The organism is Sorangium sp. So ce834 (genome assembly GCF_051521425.1).
Lineage (GTDB): Bacteria > Myxococcota_A > Polyangia > Polyangiales > Polyangiaceae > Sorangium > Sorangium cellulosum_D.
Genome location: NZ_CP150351.1, coordinates 12,302,888 through 12,325,419, shown reverse-complemented (window position 1 = coordinate 12,325,419; position 22,532 = coordinate 12,302,888). Strand labels below are relative to the sequence as shown.

The following is a 22,532-nucleotide window of genomic DNA, read 5'->3' as shown; positions in this document are numbered from 1 at the left end:
CCATCCGAAAGCTACGAGTCCTCATGCCTCAGTCTAACTCGAGTTCCCCGTGCACACGCGACGAGTTCAGCGACGCGCGCCGCTGGGCCGCCGAGATGCACGGCACGACCTTCACGCTCGGGAACGTGGGCGGCGATGGCCGCGCCGACGTGTGCGGCCGCCGTGGCGCAGGGGCTCGCGTCGGCCCCTTGGCGCCCGTGCCGCTCACGATTCCCCGTCGCTCCCCGCCGCCGCCGGCTCGCCTCCCGGCTCGGACGCCTCCTCCGCCGCGCGCCTGCGCAGCCGCACCCTCCTCACCTGCCGCGGAATGGCGTCCGCGATCTCCAGCGTCGTGCCGTCGGGCGTGCGGAGGACCTCCCCGGTCGCCGGGATCCGGCCGGCCAGCTCCAGACACAGCCCCGCGACCGTGGACCAGCCTTCGCCTTCCGGCAGGGCCAGGTCGAGCTCTCGATTCACCTCGCGCACCGGCGCTTGCCCATCGATGAGGAACGACCCGTCCGCCTCGGCGCGGATGAGCTCCGGCGGGGCGGCGTCGTGCTCGCTGTAGATCTCGCCGACGAGCTCCTCGACGAGATCCTCCAGGGTGACGATGCCGCTCATCGTGCCGTTCTCGTCCACCACGATGGCGAGCTGCGTGCGCCGGCGCCGGAGCTCGTTCAAGAGGTCCACCGCGCGCATGGTCCCCGTGACGAAGTACGCTGGCCGGACGATGTCCTGGAGGACGACGCGGCCGCGCTTCCACGAGGCGGCGACGATGTCCTTCACGTTCACGTAGCCGATCACGTTGTCGATCGTGCCGTCGTGGACGGGCATCCGGGTGTGACCCTTCTCCAGGACGACGCGCTGGACCTCCTCGTCCGGTGCGCTGCGCGAGAGGGCGACGATCCGGCTGCGGGGGACCATGATCTGCGCCGCGGTCAGGCCGGCGAAATCGAGCGCCCGCGACGCGATCTCGCCCGCGTTCGGGTCGACGGCGCCGGACTCGGCGGCCTCGTCGACGAGCTGCTGGATCTCCTCGGGCGAGAGCCGCGACTCGGTGAAGTTGGTGCGATCGCCGAAGAGGCGGAGGACGGCGTTGGAGCTCGCGGTGAGGAACCAGACCAGCGGGCGCGCGAGCCGCGAGAGACCGAGCAGCGGCCTCGCCACCCAGAGCGCGTAGGGCTCTCCGAAGCGGAGGGCGAGCGACTTGGGGATGAGCTCGCCGAGGACGAGCGACAGGTACGAGACGAGCGCGACGACGAGGCCGAGCGCGACCGTGTCGGCGTGCGGGCCCAGCCAGGGGAGGGGCTCGATCAGGGGGATCAGATCCTCGGCGACGCTCGCGCCGCCGAAGGCGCTGGCTACGGCGCCGACGACCGTGATGCCGATCTGGACGGTCGCGAGGAAGCGCTCCGGGTCTTTGCGGAGCCGCTGGACCGCCCTGGCCCGCGAGCTGCCGGAGCCGATCATGGCCTCGAGGCGGGAGCCGCGCAGGGACACGACGGAGATCTCGGCGGCGGCGAAGACGCCGTTCAGGAGCACGAGCGCCAGGATGATCGAGAGCTCGACGAGCACGGTGGCTTCCTTCGCGGCGCGGGGCGGCGCCGCTTCGTTGGAGGTCATCGCGCTTCTACCCGCGCTCGCGCAGGCGGTGAAGGCCGCGCGGGCCGCCAGGATCGCCGTCGCGTCGCCTTCGACCCCGCGGACCTGGCTCCGGTCCTCGCGGGCCTGCCTCAGTCGTGCTCGTGCCGGTGGTGGAGGTCGGGCACGTGCGGGTGATCGTGCGAGAGCGGCTCGTGCCGGTGAGGGTGGGCGTGCGGCTCGTCGAACGCCCCGTCGTGCGCGTGCCGGTGGTGCTCGTCGTGGGTGTGGACGTGATCGTGCTCGAGCGGCGCGTGCGTGTGGGCGTGCGCGTGCCGCTCGCTCCGCAGGAGCGCGACCCCGGCCGCCATGAGGCCCGCCGCCGCGAGGTCCGCCGCGCCGGGCCGTTCACCGAGGAGGGGGATCGCGAGGACCGCGCCGAGGAACGGCGCCGTCGCGAAATACGCGGCCTCGCGCGCGGCGCCGAGGATCGCTGCGGCCTCTCCGCTGACGACTTCCGCGAGGAGCGCCGGGGCACGGACGGATCGAAGAACTGAGCGGGCAGCCACCGTGAAGCACCGGTGAGCTGGCGTCTCGAATGCTGGAAACCATTGACCAGCTCGCCAGCCTGGCCGGCCTCATGCGGCACTGCTTGCTGCGGTAGCGCCGGGTCGGCGCTCCAGCCACCACGCGGCACCCGGGCGGCGCTTGGGGTGTAAGAGGACGCAACCACGATCGTCGGCGGAGAGGGAGACGACATGAGCCACGAGCATCACCACGACCACGGTCACCCTCACGAGCACGGCCACCCTGCTCCCGACGACCTGGGCCGAGAGCGGAAGAAGGACCCCGTGTGCGGGATGCCGGTCGACCCGAAGGCCGCCGGCGAGAGCTACGAGCATCGCGGTCACCGGTATTTCTTCTGCTGCGACGGCTGCCTGGAGATGTTCAAGGCCGACCCGGACAAGTACCTGGCGAAGCCGGCCGCGCCCGCAGCAACCAAGGCGGCGCACGACGCAGCGCCATCGAAACCTACCGGTAACCAGGGAATCACCACGTGCCCGATGCACCCCGAGGTCCGACAGACCGGACCGGGAACGTGCCCCTCCTGCGGGATGGCCCTGGAGCCGCTCGAGCCGAGCCAGGCGGTGACGCGCGTCGAGTACGTCTGCCCGATGCACCCCGAGGTCGTCCGCACGGAGCCGGGCTCCTGCCCGATCTGCGGGATGGTCCTCGAGCCGCGCACCGTGACGCTCGAGGACGCGCCGAATCCGGAGCTCGTGGACATGTCCCGGCGCTTCTGGGTGAGCGTCCCCCTGAGCCTCGTTGTCCTCGTGCTGGGGATGTCCGAGATGATCCCGGGCCAGCCGGTGCAGCACCTCCTTGGCAGCTGGCTCGTCTGGATCGAGCTCGCCCTCGCGACGCCCGTGGTGCTCTGGTGCGGCGCTCCGTTCTTCGAGCGCGGCTGGGCCTCGATCAAGGGCCGGCACCTCAACATGTTCACCCTGATCGCCATCGGCACGGGGGCCGCCTATGCCTACAGCGTCGTGGCGACGCTGGCGCCGGGAGTCTTCCCCCACGCTCTGCGCCACGGCGGGGCGGTCCCGGTCTACTTCGAAGCCGCCAGCGTCATCATCTCGCTCGTGCTGCTCGGGCAGGTCCTCGAGCTCCGTGCCCGCAGCCAGACGAGCAGCGCGCTCAAGGCGCTCCTGGGACTCGCTCCGAAGATCGCCAGGCGTATCGGCGCGGGCGGTCGCGAAGAGGATGTCTCTCTCGAGCTCGTGCAGCCAGGCGACCGGCTCCGCGTGCGGCCGGGGGAGAAGGTGCCGGTCGACGGCGAGGTCCTCGAGGGGAGCAGCGCGGTCGACGAGTCGATGGTCACGGGGGAGCCCATCCCGGTCGAGAAGACGCCTGGCGCCCGCGTGGTCGGCGGCACCGTGAACGGCACAGGCGGCTTCGTGATGCGGGCCGATCGCGTCGGGCGCGACACCCTGCTCGCCCGGATCGTCCAGATGGTGGGGGACGCCCAGCGCAGCCGCGCCCCCATCCAGCGCCTCGCGGACGCGGTCGCCGCGTACTTCGTGCCCGCCGTGATCGCGATCGCGGTGCTCACCTTCGGGGTCTGGCTGCTCGTCGGGCCGGAGCCGCGGCTGCCGCACGCGCTCGTCAACGCCGTGGCGGTGCTCATCATCGCGTGCCCGTGCGCGCTCGGCCTCGCGACGCCCATCTCGATCATGGTCGGGACGGGGCGCGGCGCCGCGGCCGGCATCCTGATCAAGAACGCGGAGGCGCTCGAGATCTTCGAGAAGGTCGACACCCTCGTCGTCGACAAGACGGGCACGCTCACCGAGGGCAAGCCGAAGCTCGCCTCCGTGGCGACGCTGGGCGACCTCCCGTCGAACGAAATTCTCAGGCTCGCGGCGAGCCTGGAGCGCGGAAGCGAGCACCCGCTCGCAAGCGCCATCGTCGCCGGGGCCCTCGAGCAGAAGCTCGAGCTCCTGCCGGCAGAAGGGTTCCGGTCGATCACGGGCAAGGGGGTGGTGGGCACCGTGGGCGGGCGCTCGGTCGCGCTTGGCAACATCAGGCTCTTCGAGGAGCTCGGCGTCCCGCCGGACGATCTCCCGCGCCGCGCCGAGGAGCGCCGACAGGAGGGCCAGACGGCGATGCTCGTGGCGGTGGATGGCAAGGCGGTGGGCATCGTCGGCGTGGCCGACCCGGTGCGTGCCTCGACCAGCGAGGCCGTCCGTTTGCTCCGCGAGGAGGGCATTCGCCTGATCATGCTCACCGGCGACAGCCGCACGACCGCGGAAGCGGTCGCCAGGAAGCTCGGCATCGAGCACGTCGAGGCCGAGGTGCTGCCCGATCAGAAGGCGGCCGTCGTGAAGCGCCTGCAGGCCGAAGGCCGCATCGTGGCGATGACGGGCGACGGCATCAACGACGCGCCCGCGCTCGCCCAGGCGCACGTCGGCGTCGCCATGGGCACCGGGACCGATGTCGCCATCGAGAGCGCCGGGATCACGCTCGTGCGCGGCGACCTCCGCGGCCTTTTGCGTGCGCGGAAGCTCAGCCGGGCGACGATGCGCAACATCCGGCAGAACCTCTTCTTCGCCTTCGTCTACAACGCGCTCGGCGTGCCGATCGCGGCGGGCGTCCTCTATCCGATCCTCGGGTTGCTGCTCAGCCCGATGCTCGCCAGCGCGGCGATGAGCCTGAGCTCGGTGTCCGTCATCGGCAACGCCCTCCGGCTGCGCCGGGTCGAGCTCTGATCGAGCCGCCGACCTCGCGCCGACTGCGACTCGACCTCCGCCTCCCGCGCTGCGGCATGGACCGCGCCGATCTCGCGCTCGATCTGTAATCTGGCGCCGGGACCCTCGATCCGCCCGCCCGTCCGGATCGCTGCGTTCATCGAGCGCGCCCAGGAACTCGGCTTCACCCTCCGGGGCGCCAAAGAGCTGCTGAGGCTGCGCGGCGCCGGGCCTCTCAGCGCCCTGTAATGCTCGCCGACCGGCAACGTCTCCACGTACGAGATGCCCGCCGCGAGTCGCTCCCGAGAGATGCGGCGACTGCACGGTGGGAGGGTACGCCTGCAATAAAGAACCGCGATAGTGGCTGTCCCCAGGGGATGCTCGCCATGAGCTCGCAATCTCCATGGGATACCTACTCAACGGAATCGACGAAGGAGTGCGGCTGGGTCCGTACCGGGTCACCACACGCTGACGAGCACGATCACGGCCAATTGGATGCCTGCTACAGCGGCGGCGGGCGAACGTCGAGAGCCGCCACCTGGGCGCGCAACCGCGCCAGGTGCTGCTTGAGCGTCTGGGGCAGGTCGGGGCGGCGCAGCAGCTCGATCAGATGCGGCATGCTGGAGACTCCGTCGCGCAGGCAGCCGGTCAGCACCAGAACGTCGGTGCCGTCGAGATCGCGGAGAAAGCGCTCGACCTCGGTCCAGTTGGCCTCGTGCAGCGCCGCCACGGGCGCCACCGCGTGCTCGCGCCGGATCGTCACGAACCCGCGGGACCGCCCGGAGGTGGGGTCGACAGGGAGCATGGCGCCATGGAGCGCTTCGAGCGGGACCCAGTGAGGCGGGTACTTGAAGCGCGCCACGTCGAGCAGGAGCACGAGGTCGCGGTCCGGGTGCATTCCACCGACCGGCGAGAAGTGGCCGCTCCCGGTCTGGCCCAGCGTCCGGCGGTCATAGGCGACGACTACGTGGTTGTCGTCGGCGCGCGAGGTGGCTTCTCGGACCGCGGCGCGGAGCGCCTCCAGCGAGGAGGTCTCCGCGAAGCGCACGTCGGCCCGGGCGCCGTTGCACCGGGCCAGGCACGCAAACTGCGTCAGCGTAATCCCGTCGCGAGCGACGTCGTCGAGGGAGCGGCAACAGTCGAGTTGCTCCTCCGAGAACCAGCGCCAGGGTCCTTTCCAGGCGCGCCCCGGATCGATCTCCAGCGCGTTGAGGACCATGACCAGCGTCCCCAGGCCGCAGAAGGCAGGCTCAGCCTGGGTGTGGAACTGCTCGATGAGAGGGAAGAAACTCTCCATCGTTCCCAGGGCGAGCGCTTCGCGAAAGACCGCGCGCCCCTGCTCGGAGGAGAACGCGATGCAGCCCGGTGGTAAGGGGCGTTTGTGATACGAGGGCATGGCGGAGGGGACGCGGTGCATGGTTCAGCGCAGCGTAGCAGAGCGCCCCCTTGCCGCCCCGGCCGACTCAGGGCACGCTGTGGTGTCCCGCGCCGGCCGCCCCGCCCGACCGCATCTGCGCGACCTGCTGGCACGCGGCGGCGCAGCGGCGGCACTCGTCGGCGCAGGCCTTCATCTGCGCGTCGCCCGTGAACCGGTCACAGCTCTGAGCGCAGAGCTCGCAGATGCTCGCGCACGCGGCCGTGACCTGGCTGTGCTGCGGCGAGCCGCGCAGCAGCATGGTCCCGGTCGTCGCGCAAATCTCGGCGCAATCCTGCAGGAGCCGCATGTGGGAAGGCTCCACGTGGGAGCCTCCCATCTGGAGGCAGTGCTGGATCGACTGGACGCAGATCGACTGGCAGCGCTGGGCCTCGGTGGCCATGTCCACGAAAGTCTTGCTTGGCGTGAATCCCTTGTGGGCCATGTGTCCCTCCTTGATTCAAATGATGCTTCTCGACGATTCGTGATCTCATGTCGTGCACGCCTGACATGAGCCCGGCCGCCGAGCCGACAGGCTTGTCGAATTGGCCAGATTCCTCATGTCGGACTGGTCAGATTTTTCGTGTCGGAGCGCTCCGCAACCGCGGCTCGGAAGGAGGCTGAACGAGCCTCCGATGTCCCGAATTCTCTCGTGTCATCGTGCTGCCCATGCGGTGAGCGGCTCACGGGCCGCCGCTCGGAGCGGGCCTGGGCGGACGGGGTTCGACAGGGACGATGCATTCGATGTGACCTCTACGGTCACATGCGCCCGACCGAGCGACCATGCCGCCCGGTCGGCCGCGGATGTCAACCCTCGCGCCCGAACCGCCGGAGGCGCAGGGAGCTGAGGAGCACCGAGACGCTCGACAGGCTCATGGCCGCGCTCGCGAGGACCGGCGACAGGAGCCAGCCGGTCAGCGGGTACAGCGCGCCGGCCGCGATCGGGATGCCGACCACGTTGTAGACGAACGCCCAGAAGAGGTTCTGGCGGATGGTCCGCAGCGCCGCGCGCGCCAGCCCGAGCGCGGTGGGCAGGGCGGCGACGCCGCCGCGCAGCAGCGCGACGTCGGCCGCGGCGACCGCGATGTCCGCGCCGCTCGCGACCGCGATCCCCACGTGGGCGCCGGCGAGGGCGGGCGCGTCGTTGATGCCGTCGCCGACCATCGCGACGACGCGCCCGCGCTCCCGCTCCTCGCGCACGATGCGCGCCTTGTCCTCGGGGCGGACCTCGGCGAACACCTCGTCGATCCCGAGCTCTCGCGCCGCCGCGCGCGCGGTCGCCCTGCGGTCGCCGGTCACCATCGCGACCCGCACGCCGAGCCGGTGCAGCGCGGCGACCGCCTCCTTCGCCTCGGGGGTCGGCAGGTCGGCGACCGCGACAAGGCCGGCGAGGCGGCCGTCGACGGCGACGAACGACGGGGTGTTCCCGTGCCGGGCGAGGCCCTCGGCGAGCTCCTCGAGCGGCGCGGCGTCGAGCCCGAGCTCGGCGAGGTACCGGGCCGTGCCGATGCGCACCTCCCGCCCCTCGACGCGGGCGACCACGCCGCGTCCCGCGTCGGCGTGGAAGGCCTCGGGCGCCTCGAGCGGGAGGCCCCGGGCGCGCGCGCCCTCGACGAGCGCCTTCGCGACCGGGTGCTCGCTGCCGAGCTCCGCCGAGCCGACGAGGCGCAGGAACTCGTCCTCCGAGGCGTCCGCCAGCGCCTTCACCGCCGCGAGCTGCGGCCGCCCCGCGGTGAGCGTGCCCGTCTTGTCCACGAGGACGGTGTCGACGCGGCTCGCGGCCTCGAGCGCCGCGCCGCCCTTCACGAGCACGCCGAGCTCGGCGCCGCGCCCGGTGCCCACGGCCACGGCGGCGGGCGTCGCGAGGCCCAGGGCGCAGGGGCAGGCGATCACGAGGACCGCGACGAACCGCTCGACCGCGGCGGCGAGCCCCGCCGCGCTCGGATCCACCGCGACCCAGGCGACGAACGCGAGCGCGGCGATGCCGAGGACCACCGGGACGAAGATGCCGCTCACGGTGTCGGCGAGGCGCGCGATCGGCGCCTTCGAGCCTTGCGCCTGCTCGATCGCCTCGACGATGCGGGCGAGCGCGGTGTCGGCGCCGGTCTTCGTGATCCGCACCGTGAGCTGCCCGCTCTGGTTCAGCGTGCCGCCGAACACGGCCGCGCCGGCGCCCTTGTCGACGGGGAGGCTCTCGCCCGTGAGCATCGACTCGTCGACCGCCGAGGCGCCCGAGACGACCTCGCCGTCGCTCGGCATCCGCTCCCCCGGGCGGACGCGGACGAGATCGCCGGGCGAGAGCGCCGCGGCCGGGATCTCCTCTTCCCGATCGCCGCGCAGGCGCCGCGCCGTCTTCGGCTGGAGCGCGACGAGCCCGCGCACCGCGTCGGTGAGCCGCTTGCGGGCGCGCGTCTCGAGGAGCTTGCCGAGCAGGACGAAGGTGACGATGGCCCCGGCCGCCTCGAAGTAGATGCGCGGCCGCGCCCCGTGCTCGGCGTGGGGGAAGAGCTGCGGCGCGACGACCGCGAACGCCGAGTAGATCCACGCGGCGCCGGTCCCGAGGGCCACGAGGGTGTTCATGTCGGCCGCCCGGTGCCGGAGCGCGGCCCAGGCGAGCCGGAAGAACCTGCGGCCGGGGCCGACCATCACGGCGGTCGCGAGGGCGAGCTGGACGAGCCGGCCGCCCGCGCCGTCGGCGCCCGGGATGCGGCCGTGCGACATGCCGAGGACGAGCAGCGGGACCGAGAGGGCGAGCGAGAGCGCGAAGTCCCGGAAGAGGGCGCGCCGCTCGCCGTCGAGGCTCTCCTCGGCGGCGGCTGCCCGGCCGACCGGGGCGGCGGCGGCGCTGTCCGGCGGGGCGGCGCGCTCCTGGACGCCGTAGCCCGCGCCCTCGATGGCGGCGACGAGCGCCCCGGCGGACGCGGCGGCCGGGTCGAAGGTGACCGTGGCCGTGCGGGTCACGAGGTTGACCTTCGCGCCGCTGACGCCGCCCGTGGCGAGCAGGGCGCGCTCGATGCGCCGGACGCAGGCGGCGCAGGTCATGCCCTCGACGGGCAGGTCGATGCGGCGGACGGCGGCCTCATCGGTGTCCTGGGGGGCGGGAACGGAGACGGATGCGGTCGACATGATCACCTCTCTGTCGACCGGTGCAGACGCGGGAGCCCTCCGCGGATTACGGCGAGGGCGCTGGAGCTCACCGCGGAGCTGGCCTCCCGGCCCGCAGTGCGGGGCCGAGGGGGCTTCGCTCGGCTCCCCCGACGCACGCGGCGGCTCCTGCGCGGTGGAAAGAACCCGGCCGGCTGCGTCTTCGGGGGTGTGAGCGGCAGCGGGGGGTCGCCTCGCGTCCGCGCGCGCCGCCGAGGCGCTGCGCGGCCGAGGGCCAACAGGGCCCCTCACGCGCCCGTGACGAGCTCCGGCGTCTCGTTTACTTGCCGCCCCCCTTCGAGATCTTCCCCTCCGTGAAGACCACGTGCTTGCGGGCGACAGGATCGTACTTCTTCAACTGCATCTTCTCCGCCATCGTCCGTTTGTTCTTGGTCGTGTAGTAGCAGTAACCAGTCCCCGCAGACGAGACGAGCTTGATGATATCGCGCACGAGGTGATCTCCTTATCGTCGCTCGGCGGCAAGCCGCGGCCCGGGGCCCGCGGCAGCGGACCACAGGACATGCCGGAGGTGGGGCTACTACCTCATCCGGGGTACTGATGCAACTTGATTGCATCAGTGGCGCATCCCGTGACATCATGATCCCGAAATGCTTCGTCGCGGCATGGCGGCTCATGCCGCGGCGGCCATGGAAGAAGGCGAACACAAGATGATGACGACAACGACCGCTGAGGCCCCCGAGGATCTCGCATCGCCGCGCGCAGCGCCGGGCAGCTCGACGCGCCTCGTGACGGAGGTCGCCGACCTGGCCGAGCTCGCGGCGCCCGAGGTGAGCGTGTGCGTGCTGCGGAGGGGGATCGATCCCGACGTGGACGCCTTCGTGCGCGGGTGGCTGCTGCCGCGGCCGCTCTCCGAGACGCTGCTCGTGGATCCCGGCGCGCCGGACGTCGCGGCGCTGGCTGCGGGAGCGCCTCATTCTTCCGGGCGTGAAGCCTTCCTCGACGACGTGCGCGGCCTGATCTCGCTCTTCGCGGATCTCACCGGCTGCCCGCGGATCGGCGTGCGGCTCGCGCGCCTCGACAAGCCCATGTGCCCTCGTCTCCACGCCGACGTGGTGACCGTCCGCTTGGTGACCACCTATGTCGGGCCGGGGACCGAGTGGGCAGAGCACGCGGACGTCCGGCGGGACCGGCTCGGGCACCGCTCGAACGGCGTCCCCGACGAGGTGTCTGGGGTGCTGCGCGCCGGCGCGCGCCTTCGCCGGATGGGTCCGTTCGACGTCGGGCTGCTCAAGGGCGAGGCCTGGCCAGGCAACCGGGACCGCGGCGCGGTGCACCGGTCGCCGCCCGGAACGTCGCCACGGGTCGCCCTGACGCTCGACGCCCTCGCTTGAGCGCTACGCCATCAGCTGCACGCTGCCGTGATGATCGCAGTGCCCGCCGTGCGGGTGGTGCAAGTGGCCGTCCACCAGGAAGTCCACGTGATCGCCGTGAGGGACAGCGGGGTGCCCGCACCCATCGCCGTGCTTGTGCTTCACGTCATGCCCTGAGCACGCGTGGCTCGGGGTGCACTGCGCAGGATTCTCGTCGTCCACCGAGAGGACGTGCTCGTCGACATGATCGCCATGCCGGTGATGCAAGTGGCCATCGTGCAGGTAGTCGACGTGGTCACCGTGACGTATCGCCTGATGTCCGCACGCCTGGCCGTGGTCGTGTGCATGCTCGTCGTGGGTCGCGTGGTCCTTCATGCTGGGTCTCCTTGATCGAGCGACCGGAAAACGCACCTCGGGAACAGGAAGAGGCTGCTCGTATCAGCCTCGGAAGGCCCGACCTCCCGGCCGCTATCCCGCACGAGCACGAGAATGAGGGCCCCCGCTGCACCAACCTACCCCCACGGCATGCACCGGCCATCAAAATGTCTCCTGGAGTGTCAGTCGCCTGGACGGGCTCGCCTCTCAGCCAGCCTCGGCGCGATTCCACCTCCACCTGACAGCACACGATCGCGCTCTACGCGTCCGCGCCGAGGAGCCCCGCGCGCGTGGGGTGCCAGACCAGCGCGTAGGAAGCGACCAGGACGACAAGGTAAAGGCCCTTGAAGCCGTGCGGTCCCACTCCGAGGGCATGCACCTCGCCACCGAACAAGGGATCCCCATCTCCCATACCGACGACTCGCTGAGGCCCGGCCCGCGCGGCCCGACGCTCCTCGAGTCATCGACGCCATCCGACAGCACCGCAACTGGGGCCGGGAAGACCTCCAGGCCATCCCCGCCTGACGCCGACGGGCGCCGCGCGAGGCCGGAAGGCGGCGTGTAGGCCGGAAGGCGCCGCGCGAGGTCGGAAGGCTGCGTGTAGGCCCGAAGGCGCCGCGCGAGCCCGGAAGGCGCCGCGCGAGCCCGGAAGGCGCCGCGCGAGGCTGGAAATCGCCTGGTGAGGCTGGAAAAGCGCGCGTGCGCCGGAAGGCGCGGCGCGGTGCGGCGCCGGCGGACCGCGCCGGCGCCGACGCGGCACGTCCGTCGCGGCCGATCCGTCGCGCCGGGGCCTGCTTCTCGTCTAGACTGCCGGTCGATGGTCGAGCTAGCCAGGCACGCCGACCCGGACCAGGCGCGGCAGGCACCCCCGGAGAGACCCACCCGACGCTGCCCCGCGTGCGGCGTCCGGTACCCGCTCGACTTCCTCGTCTGCCCCATCGACGCGACCACGCTGGAGCTCCAGGGCGTGACCGCGACCGACCCGATGGTCGGCGAGCTGCTCGCGGGGAGCTTCTGCATCACCGGCGTGATCGGCGCGGGCGGCATGGGCCGCGTCTACGTCGCCGAGCACATCCGCCTGCCGAAGCGCTTCGCCGTCAAGGTGCCGCACGAGCACTTCGCCAGCCACCGGGAGGCGATGGCGCGCTTCGAGCGCGAGGCGCAGACGATCGCGCGCGTCGGCAACGAGCACGTGATCGACGTCGTGGACGTGGTGCGCCTCAAGGACGGGCGCCCGTGCATGGTGACCGAGCTGCTCAAGGGCGAGGACCTCGGCAGCCTCCTCGATCAGGTCGGCAAGCTGCCGCTCCCGACCGCCATCACCATCTCGCGCCAGGTCTGCCGGGGCCTGGCCGCGGCCCACGCGGCCGGCGTCGTCCACCGCGACCTCAAGCCGTCGAACCTGTTCCTCGTCCGGCGCGAGGGGGGCAGCATCCACGTGAAGATCCTCGATTTCGGGGTCGCCAAGGTGCTCGACGGCGCCGATCTCACCCGCACGGGCTCGGTGGTCGGCACGCCGCAGTACATGGCGCCGGAGCAGGCGCGAGGCTCGGCCGACGTCGACTCCCGCGCGGACCTCTACGCGGTCGGCGCCGTGCTGTACCGCATGCTCACCGGCGAGCGACCCTTCCCCGAGGAGGAGCCGGCCCGGACCATGATCCGCCTGCTCACCGAGGATCCGCGCCGCCCGCGCGACATCGACAAGAACATCCCGGAGGGGCTCGAGGCGCTGGTCCAGCGCGCCATGGCCCGGACGCGCGAGGACCGGCCGCCGTCCGCGCAGGAGCTCGATCGCCTGCTCGCGGACTTCGACATGCAGGACCCGTTCGGGCCGGCGCGCGCGCTCGCCACGGCCGTGACCGAGGGCGCCCCGAACGACGAGATCGCGACCGTCGTCATCCCGAACGCCCAGGGGCAGACCGCGGACGACGTGACGCGCAGGGCGCGGCGCGCCCGGCCGGTCGCGCTGCTCCTGTCGTTCGCGGTGAGCCTCGCCGCGGGCGCGGCGGTCTTCACGAGCGCGGCGATGGTCCTGCGCATGGTCTACGGCATCACCGAGCGGCGGGCGCTCAGCGAGACCGAGACCCTCATCGCCGCGGGCGTCGCGGGGGCGCTCTCGCTCGTCGTGCTCGCCGGCACGATCCGGGTCGTCATCGGGCGCTGGCGGAGCGGGCCGGCCATGGAGCGCCTCGGCAAGGGCCTCCTCTCGGCGCTCCGGTGGCTGTTCCTCTCGTGCGGCGCGCTCGCGCTCGGCGCCGCGGCCTACAACGCGTTCGCGCTGCCGATCCCCGCGCTCGGGCTCGAGCCGAGCGACTGGCTCGGGTGGATCGACGTCGGCGTCGTCGCGCTGCCGACGCTGCTGGCGCTCGTGGCGCTCGTCGTGGCGCTGCGGCGGGTGACGCGCGTGTCCTGACGACGGCGCTCGCCGGGCAGCGGTGAAATCCGGTCATCCCGCGAGCCCGCCAATATTCTCTCATGCATTCGACAGCTTGTAAATAGGTGGTCGAATCGGCGAGATCCGCGTGCCTACGAAGCACCCCACGAGGAGGCGAGATCATGTCCGCACGTTTCAAGCCCGAGGTGTATGCCGTCGATTTCGGTACCTCCAACTCGCTGCTCTCGGCGGCCAGCGCGGAGGCGACCTGCCCGCCCATCCCGCTCGACGGCGCGGCGGCCGACCCGACCGTCCTCCGGAGCCTGCTCTTCTTCGGGCAGCAGCGGTTCTCCTGCGGGGCGGCGGCGATCGACGATTTCGTCGCGAACGGCATGCAGGGCCGCTTCATCCGATCGATCAAGAAATACCTGCCCGACCGGAGCTTCTCCGGCACGCAGATCGGACACCGGCTCGTCACCATCGAGGACCTGATCGGCCGCTTCCTGCGGGAGATGCGCGACCGCGCGAACCGCCACTTCGACGCGGACGTCGCGCGCGTCGTGCTGGGCAGGCCGGCGAAGTTCTCGACCGACCCGGCCGACGACCGCCTCGCCGAGGAGCGGCTCGAGCGGGCGGCGCGGATCGCCGGCTTTCGCGAGGTCTTCTTCTGCCCCGAGCCGGTCGCCGCCGCGCACGACTTCCACCTGGAGCTCGACCGCGGGGCCGTCGTCCTCGTCGCCGACTTCGGCGGCGGGACGTCCGACTACACGATCGTCAGGATGCGGCCGGAAGGGTTCGCGCCGTCCGACGTGCTCTCGCTCGGCGGCGTCTCCATCGCCGGCGACGCGCTCGACGGCAGCCTCATGCGCCACAAGATCGCCCGCCACTTCGGCGCCGAGGTCACCTACCGCGTCCCGCTCGGCTCGAACCAGCTGACCATGCCCCGGCCCCTCGTCGAGAAGCTCTGTTCCCCGGCCGACATGACGGTGCTCCAGCACCGCGACGTGCTCGCCTTCCTCCGCGACGTGAAGGCGTGGTCGCTCGGGCCCGAGGACCGGCAGCGGATGGACAACCTGCTCTGCCTGGTCGAAGACTCGCTGGCTTTCCGCGTGTTCGAGGAGATCGAGCGCAGCAAGTGCGCGCTGTCCAGCGAGGCGGTCGCGGAGTTCCGCTTCGATTACCCGTCCATGCACCTCCGCGAGCGCATCGCCCGCGAAGAGTTCGAGGCCGGGAGCGAGCGGCAGATCGACGCGATCCTACGGGCGCTCGACCAGACGGTGCAGGACGCCGGCCTGTCGTTCGACGGGGTCGACGTGGTGTGCTGCACGGGCGGGACCGCCAGGGTGCCGGCGCTCCGGCGCGGCATCGAGCGGCGGTTCGGCCAGGGCAAGGTGCGGCAGCTGCGGAGCTTCCACTCGGTCGTGCAGGGGCTGGCCGAGCGGGCGCGCGGCCTCGCCGCCGCGTCCGCCTGAAGGCGCGAAGGCCGCGCCCGGCGGGGCCGAGGCCTCGCCGCGCGCCGAGGCCGCAGGGCCGCCGAGCCAGCGGGGATCGCCCTCGACGACCCACGGGTACGCCTCGTGGAGCGCGCGCTCCATCCGGCCGCCATAGCTGTGGCCGGCGCCCTCGGCGTGCAGGACGCGCGCGGCGACGCCGCCGCGCTCGAGCATCGCCTGCGTCTTGCGCGCCTGCGCCGCGCAGTCGGCCCGCCCGCACGCGAGCAGCACCCGCGCCCCGCCGCCGCTGCGAAAGCGCCTGGCGGTGCCCAGCGTCCACTCGCCGAAGCCGCCGTAGCCGCCCTCGATCAGCGCCGCCCGCGCGAAGCGAGCGGGGTGCCCGGGCAAGAGCAGCGCGCCCATGATCGCCCCCTGCGAGAACCCCGCGTAGATCGGGTCGCGGAGATCCACCCGATCCCCGAAGCGCGTCGACAGCGCCGAGACCGCCGCGGCGACCTCGCGGCTCAGCGCGTGGTGGTCCGGGTAATAGAAGATCCGACCGCCGCCCGGCACGCGGGCGTCGATGGGCTTGCCGCGCGGGCAGAGCACGAACCCGGCCCCCCTCACCATCGCGCGCCAGATCTCGCAGTGCCACTCGGGCCGATCGCCGGCGCCGTGCGCGACGACGAGCACCGGCCGCGGCCCCTCGCCGCGCGGCGGCACGACCACCGCGGGCCCGAAGCCGGGGACCTCGAGCTCGATGAGCGAAGGCTCCTCGGCAGGCGGCGGGGGAGGCTCGGGCGCGGGGGCGGGCGCGTCCTCCGGCGGGTCGACGGGCGCCTCGCTGCGGCCCACCGGCGCGAGCGGCGCGGCCGCGCACCCGCCGGCGAAGGCGAGGATCGCGAGCCCGCGCAGGTAGACCGCCCATCGCGGGCCCCAACTCGGCGGCGCTCGTCGGCTCGTCGCGCTCATCGCGCCTCGGAACCTGAACACCCGCAGCACGAGGATCAAGAACCGGAGAAGGTGCCTTATCCCGAAAACCATCGAGGACCTTCGGGGGCGCGCGATCACCCCGGAAATCACCGCCGCTCCCGGCGCCGCGCTCGCGCCCGGACGCTCGACAGGCGGGCTCAGCGACGAGAGCGCCTGGCGCCGCGTCAGGCGGAGACGAGCACGATGCGGCTCACCTCGGGGGGCGCGCCGATGCGCGCCGGCGGCCCGGCGGTGCCGAAGCCTCGGTTGACGTAGAGGTGCGAGCCGCCGCGCTGGTAGAGCCCGGCCACGTAGCCGTGGGGGAGCACCAGGTCGGCGGGCCGGACGAGCAGGTTGACCTGGCCGCCGTGGGTGTGGCCGCTGAGCTGCAAGGCCACCTCGCCGGCGGCGTCCGGGAAGAAGACCGGGTTGTGGCAGAGCAAGACGCGCGGCAGGTCGCGGGGCACGTCGGCGAGCGCCCGGCCGAGGTGGGGGCCGCCGCCGGGCACGCGCCCTCGCGCCCACACGTCGTCGACGCCGAGCAGCGCGAACGCGCCGCCGGCCCCTCCGACGACGTGCCCCCGGTTGCTCAGCACGCGGGCGCCGCCGCGCTCCAGCGCGTCGAGCGCGGCGTCGATGCCGGCGAAGTGGTCATGGTTGCCCGGGATCGCCGCGACCCCCTCCCGGGCGAGCGGGCCGAGCCGCCGCGTGAGCCGCCCGAGGTGCTCGGCATACCTCGGGTCGAAATCGATGAGATCGCCCGTCATCACGATGAGATCGCCGCGCGCCTTGCGCACGAGATCCTCGGCGGCGCGCATCTCCGGCTCGCCCACGAACAGCCCGAGGTGGATGTCCGACAGCTGCACGATGGAGAAGCCGTCGAGGCTGCGCGGCAAGCCCGGTATCGGAATCGCGACCTCTTCAATGACGTAGTCGTGCCGCCCGACGAGCGCGCCATACACCGCGCTGCCGCCCCCGATGAGGAAGGCGGAGCCGGCGGCCCCGTTCGCGAGGAAGGCGCGGCGCGGGAGCGCCGGCGGAGCGACCGGCAGCAGCGGGAGCGGCTCGGCGCGGGGCGGGAGCGGCTCGGCGCGGGGCGGGAGCGGCTCGCCCGCGCCGCCGGCCTGGGTGCGCGCCGCTTCCTCGCCAGGGCGGCGCGCCGCGTCCGCGGGGCGGCCTGCCGCGTCGGGGGCGCGCGCGGCCGCTCTGGTGCGCTCGAGCGCCGCGCGCGCGAGCCGCGCGATCAGCCGGCCGAGGTCCACGACGCCGAGCAGCACCGCGGAGAGCAGGACGGTGAGCGAGAGGATGTTGCTCAGGAGCACCGTCCCGCGGACCACGCCGTCGGGCAGCGCGCCCCGCCAGAGCCGCGCGGAGAGCATCGCCAGCACGGCGGCCGCGAGCAGGCAGGCCAGCGCGCGCCGGCCGCGCTGGCCCAGGCCGAGCAGGCCGGAGGCGCGCCGGTGCACGTAGACGCCCAGGGGGCCGAGGACGGCGAGGAGGATCAGCGAGACGACGAGGAAGCGCATGGCGGGCTCTGCACGGCAGGGGGGACCGAAGCCTAACCGATCGGCGGCGACCGGCCAGAAGCCGCCCCGTGACGGTGCGGCGGCGGGCGCGCGCGTGCTCCGGCGCCTCCCTGCGTCACCGCACGTCCGACTCTCCGCCTGATCTGGGCACGCTGCCTCGGAGAGCGGTGAGACCACAGTCGATGATGCACCTGGAAATCAACCCGAAACAGTTCTGCCCGTCTGCCATGTCACGTTCGGACGATCCGACCGCTCGGCCCTGTCGCCGCGATTGCGCGCTGCGTTGCGCCGGAGTCGATCCTCTCGCGGCGTGTTCTCCTCGTGAAAAGCAGCGTTTCGGGTCGTTGTCCAACGCGCCTGTGACGCGCTCGTGACGCGCGCCGGAACGCGTCGAGCGTCGCGAGGCGACGGACATTTCTCCTCGCCGTGAAAAAAAGAGAACCGCACGGCAGACGTGCGATGAGAAGGCGCGGGCATGGCAAAGCCGTCGTTTGTTCTTGCCCCAGCGAAACTGTTGGTCTAGATTCGCCCCGCTATTTCGATATGTTGGATTTGCCTGGTTTCTTCAGAAGTAGGTGAAAGGCTTAATATGCTGAGAAGGAATTCGCATCAGCTCGGGATGGCAAAGTGGGTTGCGGTCCTCCTCGCGACCGCCGCCTTCGCGGCGTGCTCGGGCGACAATGGCGATGGGGGGAACACCAGCGGCGGAGATGGCGGCGCCGGCCAGGGCAGCGGCGCGGGCAGCCCGGTGGGCAGCGGCGCGGGCAGCCCGGTGGGCAGCGGCGCGGGCAGCCCGGTGGGCAGCGGCGCGGGCGACTCGGTGGGCAGCGGCGCGGGCAGCCCGGTGGGCAGCGGCGCGGGCAGCCCCACGAGCACGAGCACGACGGCCGCGGGCGGCAACTGCACCGGAACGATCGATATCGCGGCGCCGAACGGCAACCCGTTCGAGGGTGGGACGCTGTTCGTCGACCCGGAGTACGTCGCGAAGGTCCAGTCGTCGATCGACAAGACGACGGACGCGGCCCTCGTCGAGAAGATGAAGAAGGTCCAGCAGATCCCGACCGCGTTCTGGCTCGACCGGATCGCGGCGGTCGACCGCCTCGAGGGGCACCTCGACGCCGCGCTCGCGCTCCAGAACCAGATCTGCGAGCCGGTCGTTCCGGTCATCGTCGTGTACGACCTCCCGAACCGCGATTGCTTCGCCGAGGCCTCGAACGGCGAGCTCCGGGTCGAGAACGGCGGTGTCAAGCGGTACAGGGAAGAGTTCATCGATCGGATCTCCGCGATCCTCGCCGCGCGTACGAACCAGCGCATCGTCGCGATCATCGAGCCCGACTCGCTCCCCAACCTGGCGACGAACCTGGGCAAGAAGGACTGCACCACGGAGACGGAGAAGGCGTACCGGGAGGAGGTCGCGTACGCGCTCCAGAAGCTCAACATGCCGCACGTGTACCAGTACATCGACGCGGCGCACTCGGGCTGGCTCGGCTGGGAGGACAACCAGAAGAAGGGCGCCAAGATCTTCGCCGACGTCATCAAGGCCGCCGGCAACCCGGCGGGCGTCCGCGGCTTCGCGACCAACGTCGCGAATTACACGCAGCTCCGGTACAGCTCGGAGAGCTACGATCAGCAGAACAACCCCTGCTTCGGCGAGTACGACTATGTCAACGCCCTGGGCACGGCGCTGGCGGCCGAAGGCCTCGGGGACAAGCACTTCATCATCGACACGAGCCGCAACGGCCGCGGCAACATCCGGGCGGACTGGGGCTACTGGTGCAACAACATCGGCGCCGGCATGGGCGAGCGGCCCCGGGCCAACCCGGGCGGCGCGACGCGCCTCGACGCCTTCTACTGGGTCAAGCCGCCGGGTGACTCCGACGGCACCGCGGACAAGAGCGCCGAGCGCTACGACCTGTTCTGCGGCTACGACGACGCAGACCAGCGCGCGCCGGAGGCGGGCTACTGGTTCCACGAGTACTTCGTGGAGTGCGTGAAGAACGCCAACCCGCCGCTCTGATCGGCGTCGTCGGCGGGCGAAAGGCCGTGACGAGCGCGCTCGATCAACGTTGATCAACGTCGATCGAGCGCGCGCCGGCGGCCGGGGCAGGCGAGGAGCGTAAAAAGAGGGGTCTACCCGCCCGCGGGCCGCGCGGCCGGCTGGAGGGTAGACCCCTTGAGAAGACGCTCCTCGCCTGTCCCGGCCGCCGCGCTGTTTTTGTCGAGCGCACGACGGCGGGGACCCCGCCGGCGCGGGGCCGGCGGAGGGCCGCCGCGCCGGGGCGCGGCGGGTCGTGGCATGGTGACGCGCCGTGCACGACTCCATCACGCTCGACCAGCTGCGCACGTTCATCGCGGTCGCCGACGAGGGCAGCTTCTCGGCCGCGGCCAGGAAGCTCCGCCGCGTCCAGTCGGCCGTGAGCCACGCGATGGCCAACCTGGAGGGCCAGCTCGGGGTCGTCCTCTGGGACCGATCGACCCGGATCCCGGCGCTCACGGAGCACGGCCGCGTCCTGCTCGGCGCCGCGCGGCGGGTGTGCGCCGACGCGGACGCGCTCAGCAGCGCGGCGCAGCGGCTCGCCGGCGGCCTCGACCCGCTCGTCTCGCTGTGCGTCGACGCGGTCTTTCCGCTCTCCGCGCTCGTCGATCTCTGCGTCGAGTTCGCCCGCGTCTACCCCACCGTGGAGCTGGTCGTGCACACCGAGACGATGTCCGCCGTCGCCGATCGGGTCCTCGACGGGACATGCCAGCTCGGGGTCGTGGGCCCGGCGGCGGCGGCGCAGGGCCTCGAGCGCCGGCACCTCACCTCCGTGCGCATGGTGCCCGTCGCCGGCGAGGCGCACCCGCTCGCGGCCGCCCAGCAGCGCGAAGGGCGCGTCGCGACCGAGCAGCTGCGCGAGCACGTGCAGATCGTGCTGAGCGAGCGCGGCGGCGCGCGCTCGCCGGAGCAGGCCGTGCTGTCCCCGCGCACCTGGCGCGTCGTGGATCTCCAGACCAAGCGAGAGCTCCTGGGCGCGGGGCTCGGGTGGGGCAACCTGCCAGAGCACATGATCCGCGAGGATCTCAGGGCCGGACGCCTGGTCCGGCTGCGGCCGGAGGCGTGGGGGGACGACGAGCACCTCCTGTCGCTCGCCGTCGTCCACCGGCCGGCGCTCGTGCTGGGGCCGGCGGGGCAGTGGGTGCTGAAGCGCCTCGTCGAGCTCTGCTGCGAGCACGTGGGGTGCCCGGAAGGGCCGCGCTGACCGCGGCCGGCGCCGGCGGGAGGGCGGCGATCAGAGCGAGAGGCGCGAGAGCAGCTCGTTCACGCGGATCGCGGCCGCGACGCTCCCGGTGTCGTGCGCGTAGTCCATGGCCGCGAACAGGTGGGTCTGCTCGAGGTCGAGCCGCTCCGGCGAGCGCTCGAGGAGCCCCACGTAGTGCTCGAAGAACCGGCGCTGGTCGAACTGCGTGCGCTTCAGCGCGGCGTGGCGCACGGTCGCGTGCAGCGCGAAGCGGCCCGCGAGCGGCTCCTGCGCGAGCCGGAAGCGGCGGAGCGACGCGAGCGCGTCGGCGGCGCTCCGCCCCGCCCGCGCCAGCGTCGCGAGCGAGGCCTCGTCGATGTGGTCGCCGTTCGAGTGCGAAAGCACCGCGAGCATCCGCCGCGCCGCCGGCGAGAGCTCGCGGAAGATCCAGGCGACGAGCAGGCCGACCTCGGGGAGATCGTCCTCGTGATCGATGACCTGCACGCGGTCGACGCCGCCCGCCACGAGCCAGCGGTGGAGCTCGTCGACGTCGGCCGCGCCGCTCGCGACGATGGCGTCGGCGAGCTCGAGCGAGACCGGGTTCCAGCGGAGCAGGCGGGTCAGCGAGGCGACCGCGGGGAAGGGGCTCTGCCCCGAGGTCACGAGCGGCGCGATGACCGGGAAGATCGAGACGCCGGCCACGAGGCAGCGCCGCGCCGTGATGACCCACGTCACCGCCTCGTCGCGGAGGTCGTCGAGCAGCTCGGCGACGGCGCGGTCGTGCTCGTGGTTGTCGAGCACGATGAGCATCTCCCCGAGCGCGCGCAGGCGGCGGCGCAGCGCCGGCAGCGAGGGCGACGGCCCGGCCCCGAAGCGGAGCGACAGCATCCCGAGCAACGTGCGCGCGTCCCAGGCGCCGACCCGGAACCAGTGGATCCCGCCGGGGAGCTCGGCCGCGAGCTTGTGGCCGAGCGCGCAGGCGAGCGTCGACTTGCCGCTGCCGCCCGTGCCGACGAGCGCGATGCGCGTCGGGCGCGAGGCGCGCACGGTCGAGAGGAGCGTCGCGAGCTCGCGCCGACGGCCGTGCAGCGAGGGGGGGCGGGGAGGGAACACGAGCGGCGAGGCGGTCATCCCCGCGCGAGCGTACCAAAAACCGCGCGCCGGGCCGGTCCATGTTGCGGCGCGCCGCGCGGCCCTCGCCGCCGCGCCGCCGCGCCGCCGCGCGCTCACCCGCGCGGGCGCGGCGCGCGCAGGAGCTGCTCGATCGCGCGGGAGATCGGCTCCGGCGACATCGAGGTGAGGCGGAGCCGGCGGAGCCCCTCGCCCTGGCGGCTCAGGAACAGCGCCGGCACGCCGTGGACCTGGAGGCGCGCGGCCTCGGCCCGCGCGGCCTCGAGCTGCCGCGCGACCGCGCCGCTGTCGCGCTGCGCCATCGCCCGCGCGGCGTCGATGCCCGGCAGCTCGGAGGCGATGCGCAAGAGGAGCTCGTCCGTGACCGGCGGGCGCTCGCGCGCCTGGATCCGGAAGAAGCGGTCGACGAACTCCCAGAGGCGACCCTGCATCCCGACCGCCGCGGCCATGCGCGCGGCCTGCACGGAGCCCGGCCCGAGGAACGTGAGGTTCCGGAACACGAGCTTCACCTGGCTCGTGCGCACGTGGCGATCGAGGATCACGGGCAGGACCTCGAGCGCGTAATCCCGGCAATGCGAGCATCGAAGATCGGAGAACTCGACCAGCGTGATCGGCGCGCCCGGATCCCCGAGGACGACGCCGTCCTGGGGAATGCCGGAATAGAGGTCGAGGCCCGCGCTGGCGGCTCCGGTGGCCTCCTGTTCCGGCGCCTCGGTGGCGCCGTAACAGGCCGGGATCCCGAGCAGGATCGCGGCGAGCAAGGCGCCGCGCCGCGCCGCGGCGCCAAGGTGTGCTTTGCGTGAACGGGC

Annotated in this window: 16 protein-coding genes; 6 read left to right on the top strand and 10 right to left on the bottom strand. The window is 72.6% G+C overall.

Annotation, left to right across the window (positions count from 1 at the left end):
• Positions 1 to 204: 204 nt before the first annotated feature.
• Positions 205 to 1,602, bottom strand: a complete 1,398-nt coding sequence (locus WMF20_RS45390) for a hemolysin family protein (RefSeq protein WP_437607992.1) — start codon at positions 1,600 to 1,602, stop codon at positions 205 to 207.
• A gap of 110 nt (positions 1,603 to 1,712) precedes the next feature.
• Positions 1,713 to 2,129 (bottom strand): hypothetical protein, encoded by a 417-nt coding sequence (locus tag WMF20_RS45385; RefSeq protein WP_437607991.1) that lies wholly within the window; start codon positions 2,127 to 2,129, stop codon positions 1,713 to 1,715.
• A gap of 189 nt (positions 2,130 to 2,318) precedes the next feature.
• Between WMF20_RS45385 and WMF20_RS45380 the strand changes: the two genes are divergently transcribed.
• Entirely contained in the window at positions 2,319 to 4,826 is a 2,508-nt protein-coding gene (locus WMF20_RS45380) for a heavy metal translocating P-type ATPase (protein WP_437607990.1), read from the top strand.
• Between the two features lie 481 nt (positions 4,827 to 5,307).
• On the opposite strand, the gene WMF20_RS45375 is transcribed toward WMF20_RS45380, so the two are convergent.
• The 4 genes from WMF20_RS45375 to rpmG form a co-directional block, all read right to left on the bottom strand.
• Entirely contained in the window at positions 5,308 to 6,201 is an 894-nt protein-coding gene (locus WMF20_RS45375; RefSeq protein ID WP_437617226.1) for a phytochelatin synthase family protein, read from the bottom strand.
• 67 nt (positions 6,202 to 6,268) lie between these two features.
• Positions 6,269 to 6,664 (bottom strand): four-helix bundle copper-binding protein, encoded by a 396-nt coding sequence (locus tag WMF20_RS45370; RefSeq protein WP_437607989.1) that lies wholly within the window; start codon positions 6,662 to 6,664, stop codon positions 6,269 to 6,271.
• A 362-nt stretch (positions 6,665 to 7,026) separates the two neighbouring features.
• A complete protein-coding gene (locus WMF20_RS45365) occupies positions 7,027 to 9,345 on the bottom strand; it encodes a heavy metal translocating P-type ATPase (protein WP_437607988.1) in 2,319 nt (772 codons plus the stop codon).
• A 298-nt stretch (positions 9,346 to 9,643) separates the two neighbouring features.
• Entirely contained in the window at positions 9,644 to 9,814 is a 171-nt protein-coding gene (gene rpmG, locus WMF20_RS45360; protein ID WP_129580073.1) for a 50S ribosomal protein L33, read from the bottom strand.
• 217 nt (positions 9,815 to 10,031) lie between these two features.
• Between rpmG and WMF20_RS45355 the strand changes: the two genes are divergently transcribed.
• A complete protein-coding gene (locus WMF20_RS45355) occupies positions 10,032 to 10,715 on the top strand; it encodes a DUF1826 domain-containing protein (RefSeq protein ID WP_165374516.1) in 684 nt (227 codons plus the stop codon).
• 3 nt (positions 10,716 to 10,718) lie between these two features.
• Here WMF20_RS45355 and WMF20_RS45350 read toward each other — a convergent pair whose 3' ends face one another.
• A complete protein-coding gene (locus WMF20_RS45350; RefSeq protein WP_437607987.1) occupies positions 10,719 to 11,069 on the bottom strand; it encodes a hypothetical protein in 351 nt (116 codons plus the stop codon).
• An 817-nt stretch (positions 11,070 to 11,886) separates the two neighbouring features.
• Between WMF20_RS45350 and WMF20_RS45345 the strand changes: the two genes are divergently transcribed.
• Positions 11,887 to 13,482, top strand: a complete 1,596-nt coding sequence (locus WMF20_RS45345) for a serine/threonine-protein kinase (RefSeq protein WP_437607986.1) — start codon at positions 11,887 to 11,889, stop codon at positions 13,480 to 13,482.
• A 143-nt stretch (positions 13,483 to 13,625) separates the two neighbouring features.
• Complete coding sequence (locus WMF20_RS45340; protein ID WP_437607985.1) at positions 13,626 to 14,915, top strand: Hsp70 family protein; 1,290 nt, start codon at positions 13,626 to 13,628, stop codon at positions 14,913 to 14,915.
• A gap of 1,118 nt (positions 14,916 to 16,033) precedes the next feature.
• Here the strand turns inward: WMF20_RS45340 and WMF20_RS45335 are convergent.
• Positions 16,034 to 17,374, bottom strand: a complete 1,341-nt coding sequence (locus WMF20_RS45335; protein WP_437607984.1) for a metallophosphoesterase — start codon at positions 17,372 to 17,374, stop codon at positions 16,034 to 16,036.
• 619 nt (positions 17,375 to 17,993) lie between these two features.
• On the opposite strand from WMF20_RS45335, the gene WMF20_RS45330 reads away from it, so the two are divergent.
• On the top strand, positions 17,994 to 19,391 hold the full coding sequence (locus WMF20_RS45330) for a glycoside hydrolase family 6 protein (RefSeq protein ID WP_437607983.1): 1,398 nt from the start codon (positions 17,994 to 17,996) through the stop codon (positions 19,389 to 19,391).
• A gap of 292 nt (positions 19,392 to 19,683) precedes the next feature.
• A complete protein-coding gene (locus WMF20_RS45325) occupies positions 19,684 to 20,613 on the top strand; it encodes a LysR family transcriptional regulator (RefSeq protein WP_437607982.1) in 930 nt (309 codons plus the stop codon).
• Positions 20,614 to 20,643: 30 nt separating this feature from the next.
• Here the strand turns inward: WMF20_RS45325 and WMF20_RS45320 are convergent, their stop codons facing one another.
• The gene (locus WMF20_RS45320; RefSeq protein WP_437607981.1) at positions 20,644 to 21,723 is read right to left on the bottom strand and encodes a hypothetical protein; all 1,080 of its coding nucleotides are present in this window, start codon (positions 21,721 to 21,723) and stop codon (positions 20,644 to 20,646) included.
• Between the two features lie 95 nt (positions 21,724 to 21,818).
• Positions 21,819 to 22,484, bottom strand: coding sequence for a DsbA family protein (locus WMF20_RS45315; RefSeq protein WP_437607980.1), 666 nt, complete (start codon positions 22,482 to 22,484; stop codon positions 21,819 to 21,821).
• Positions 22,485 to 22,532 lie beyond the last annotated feature (48 nt).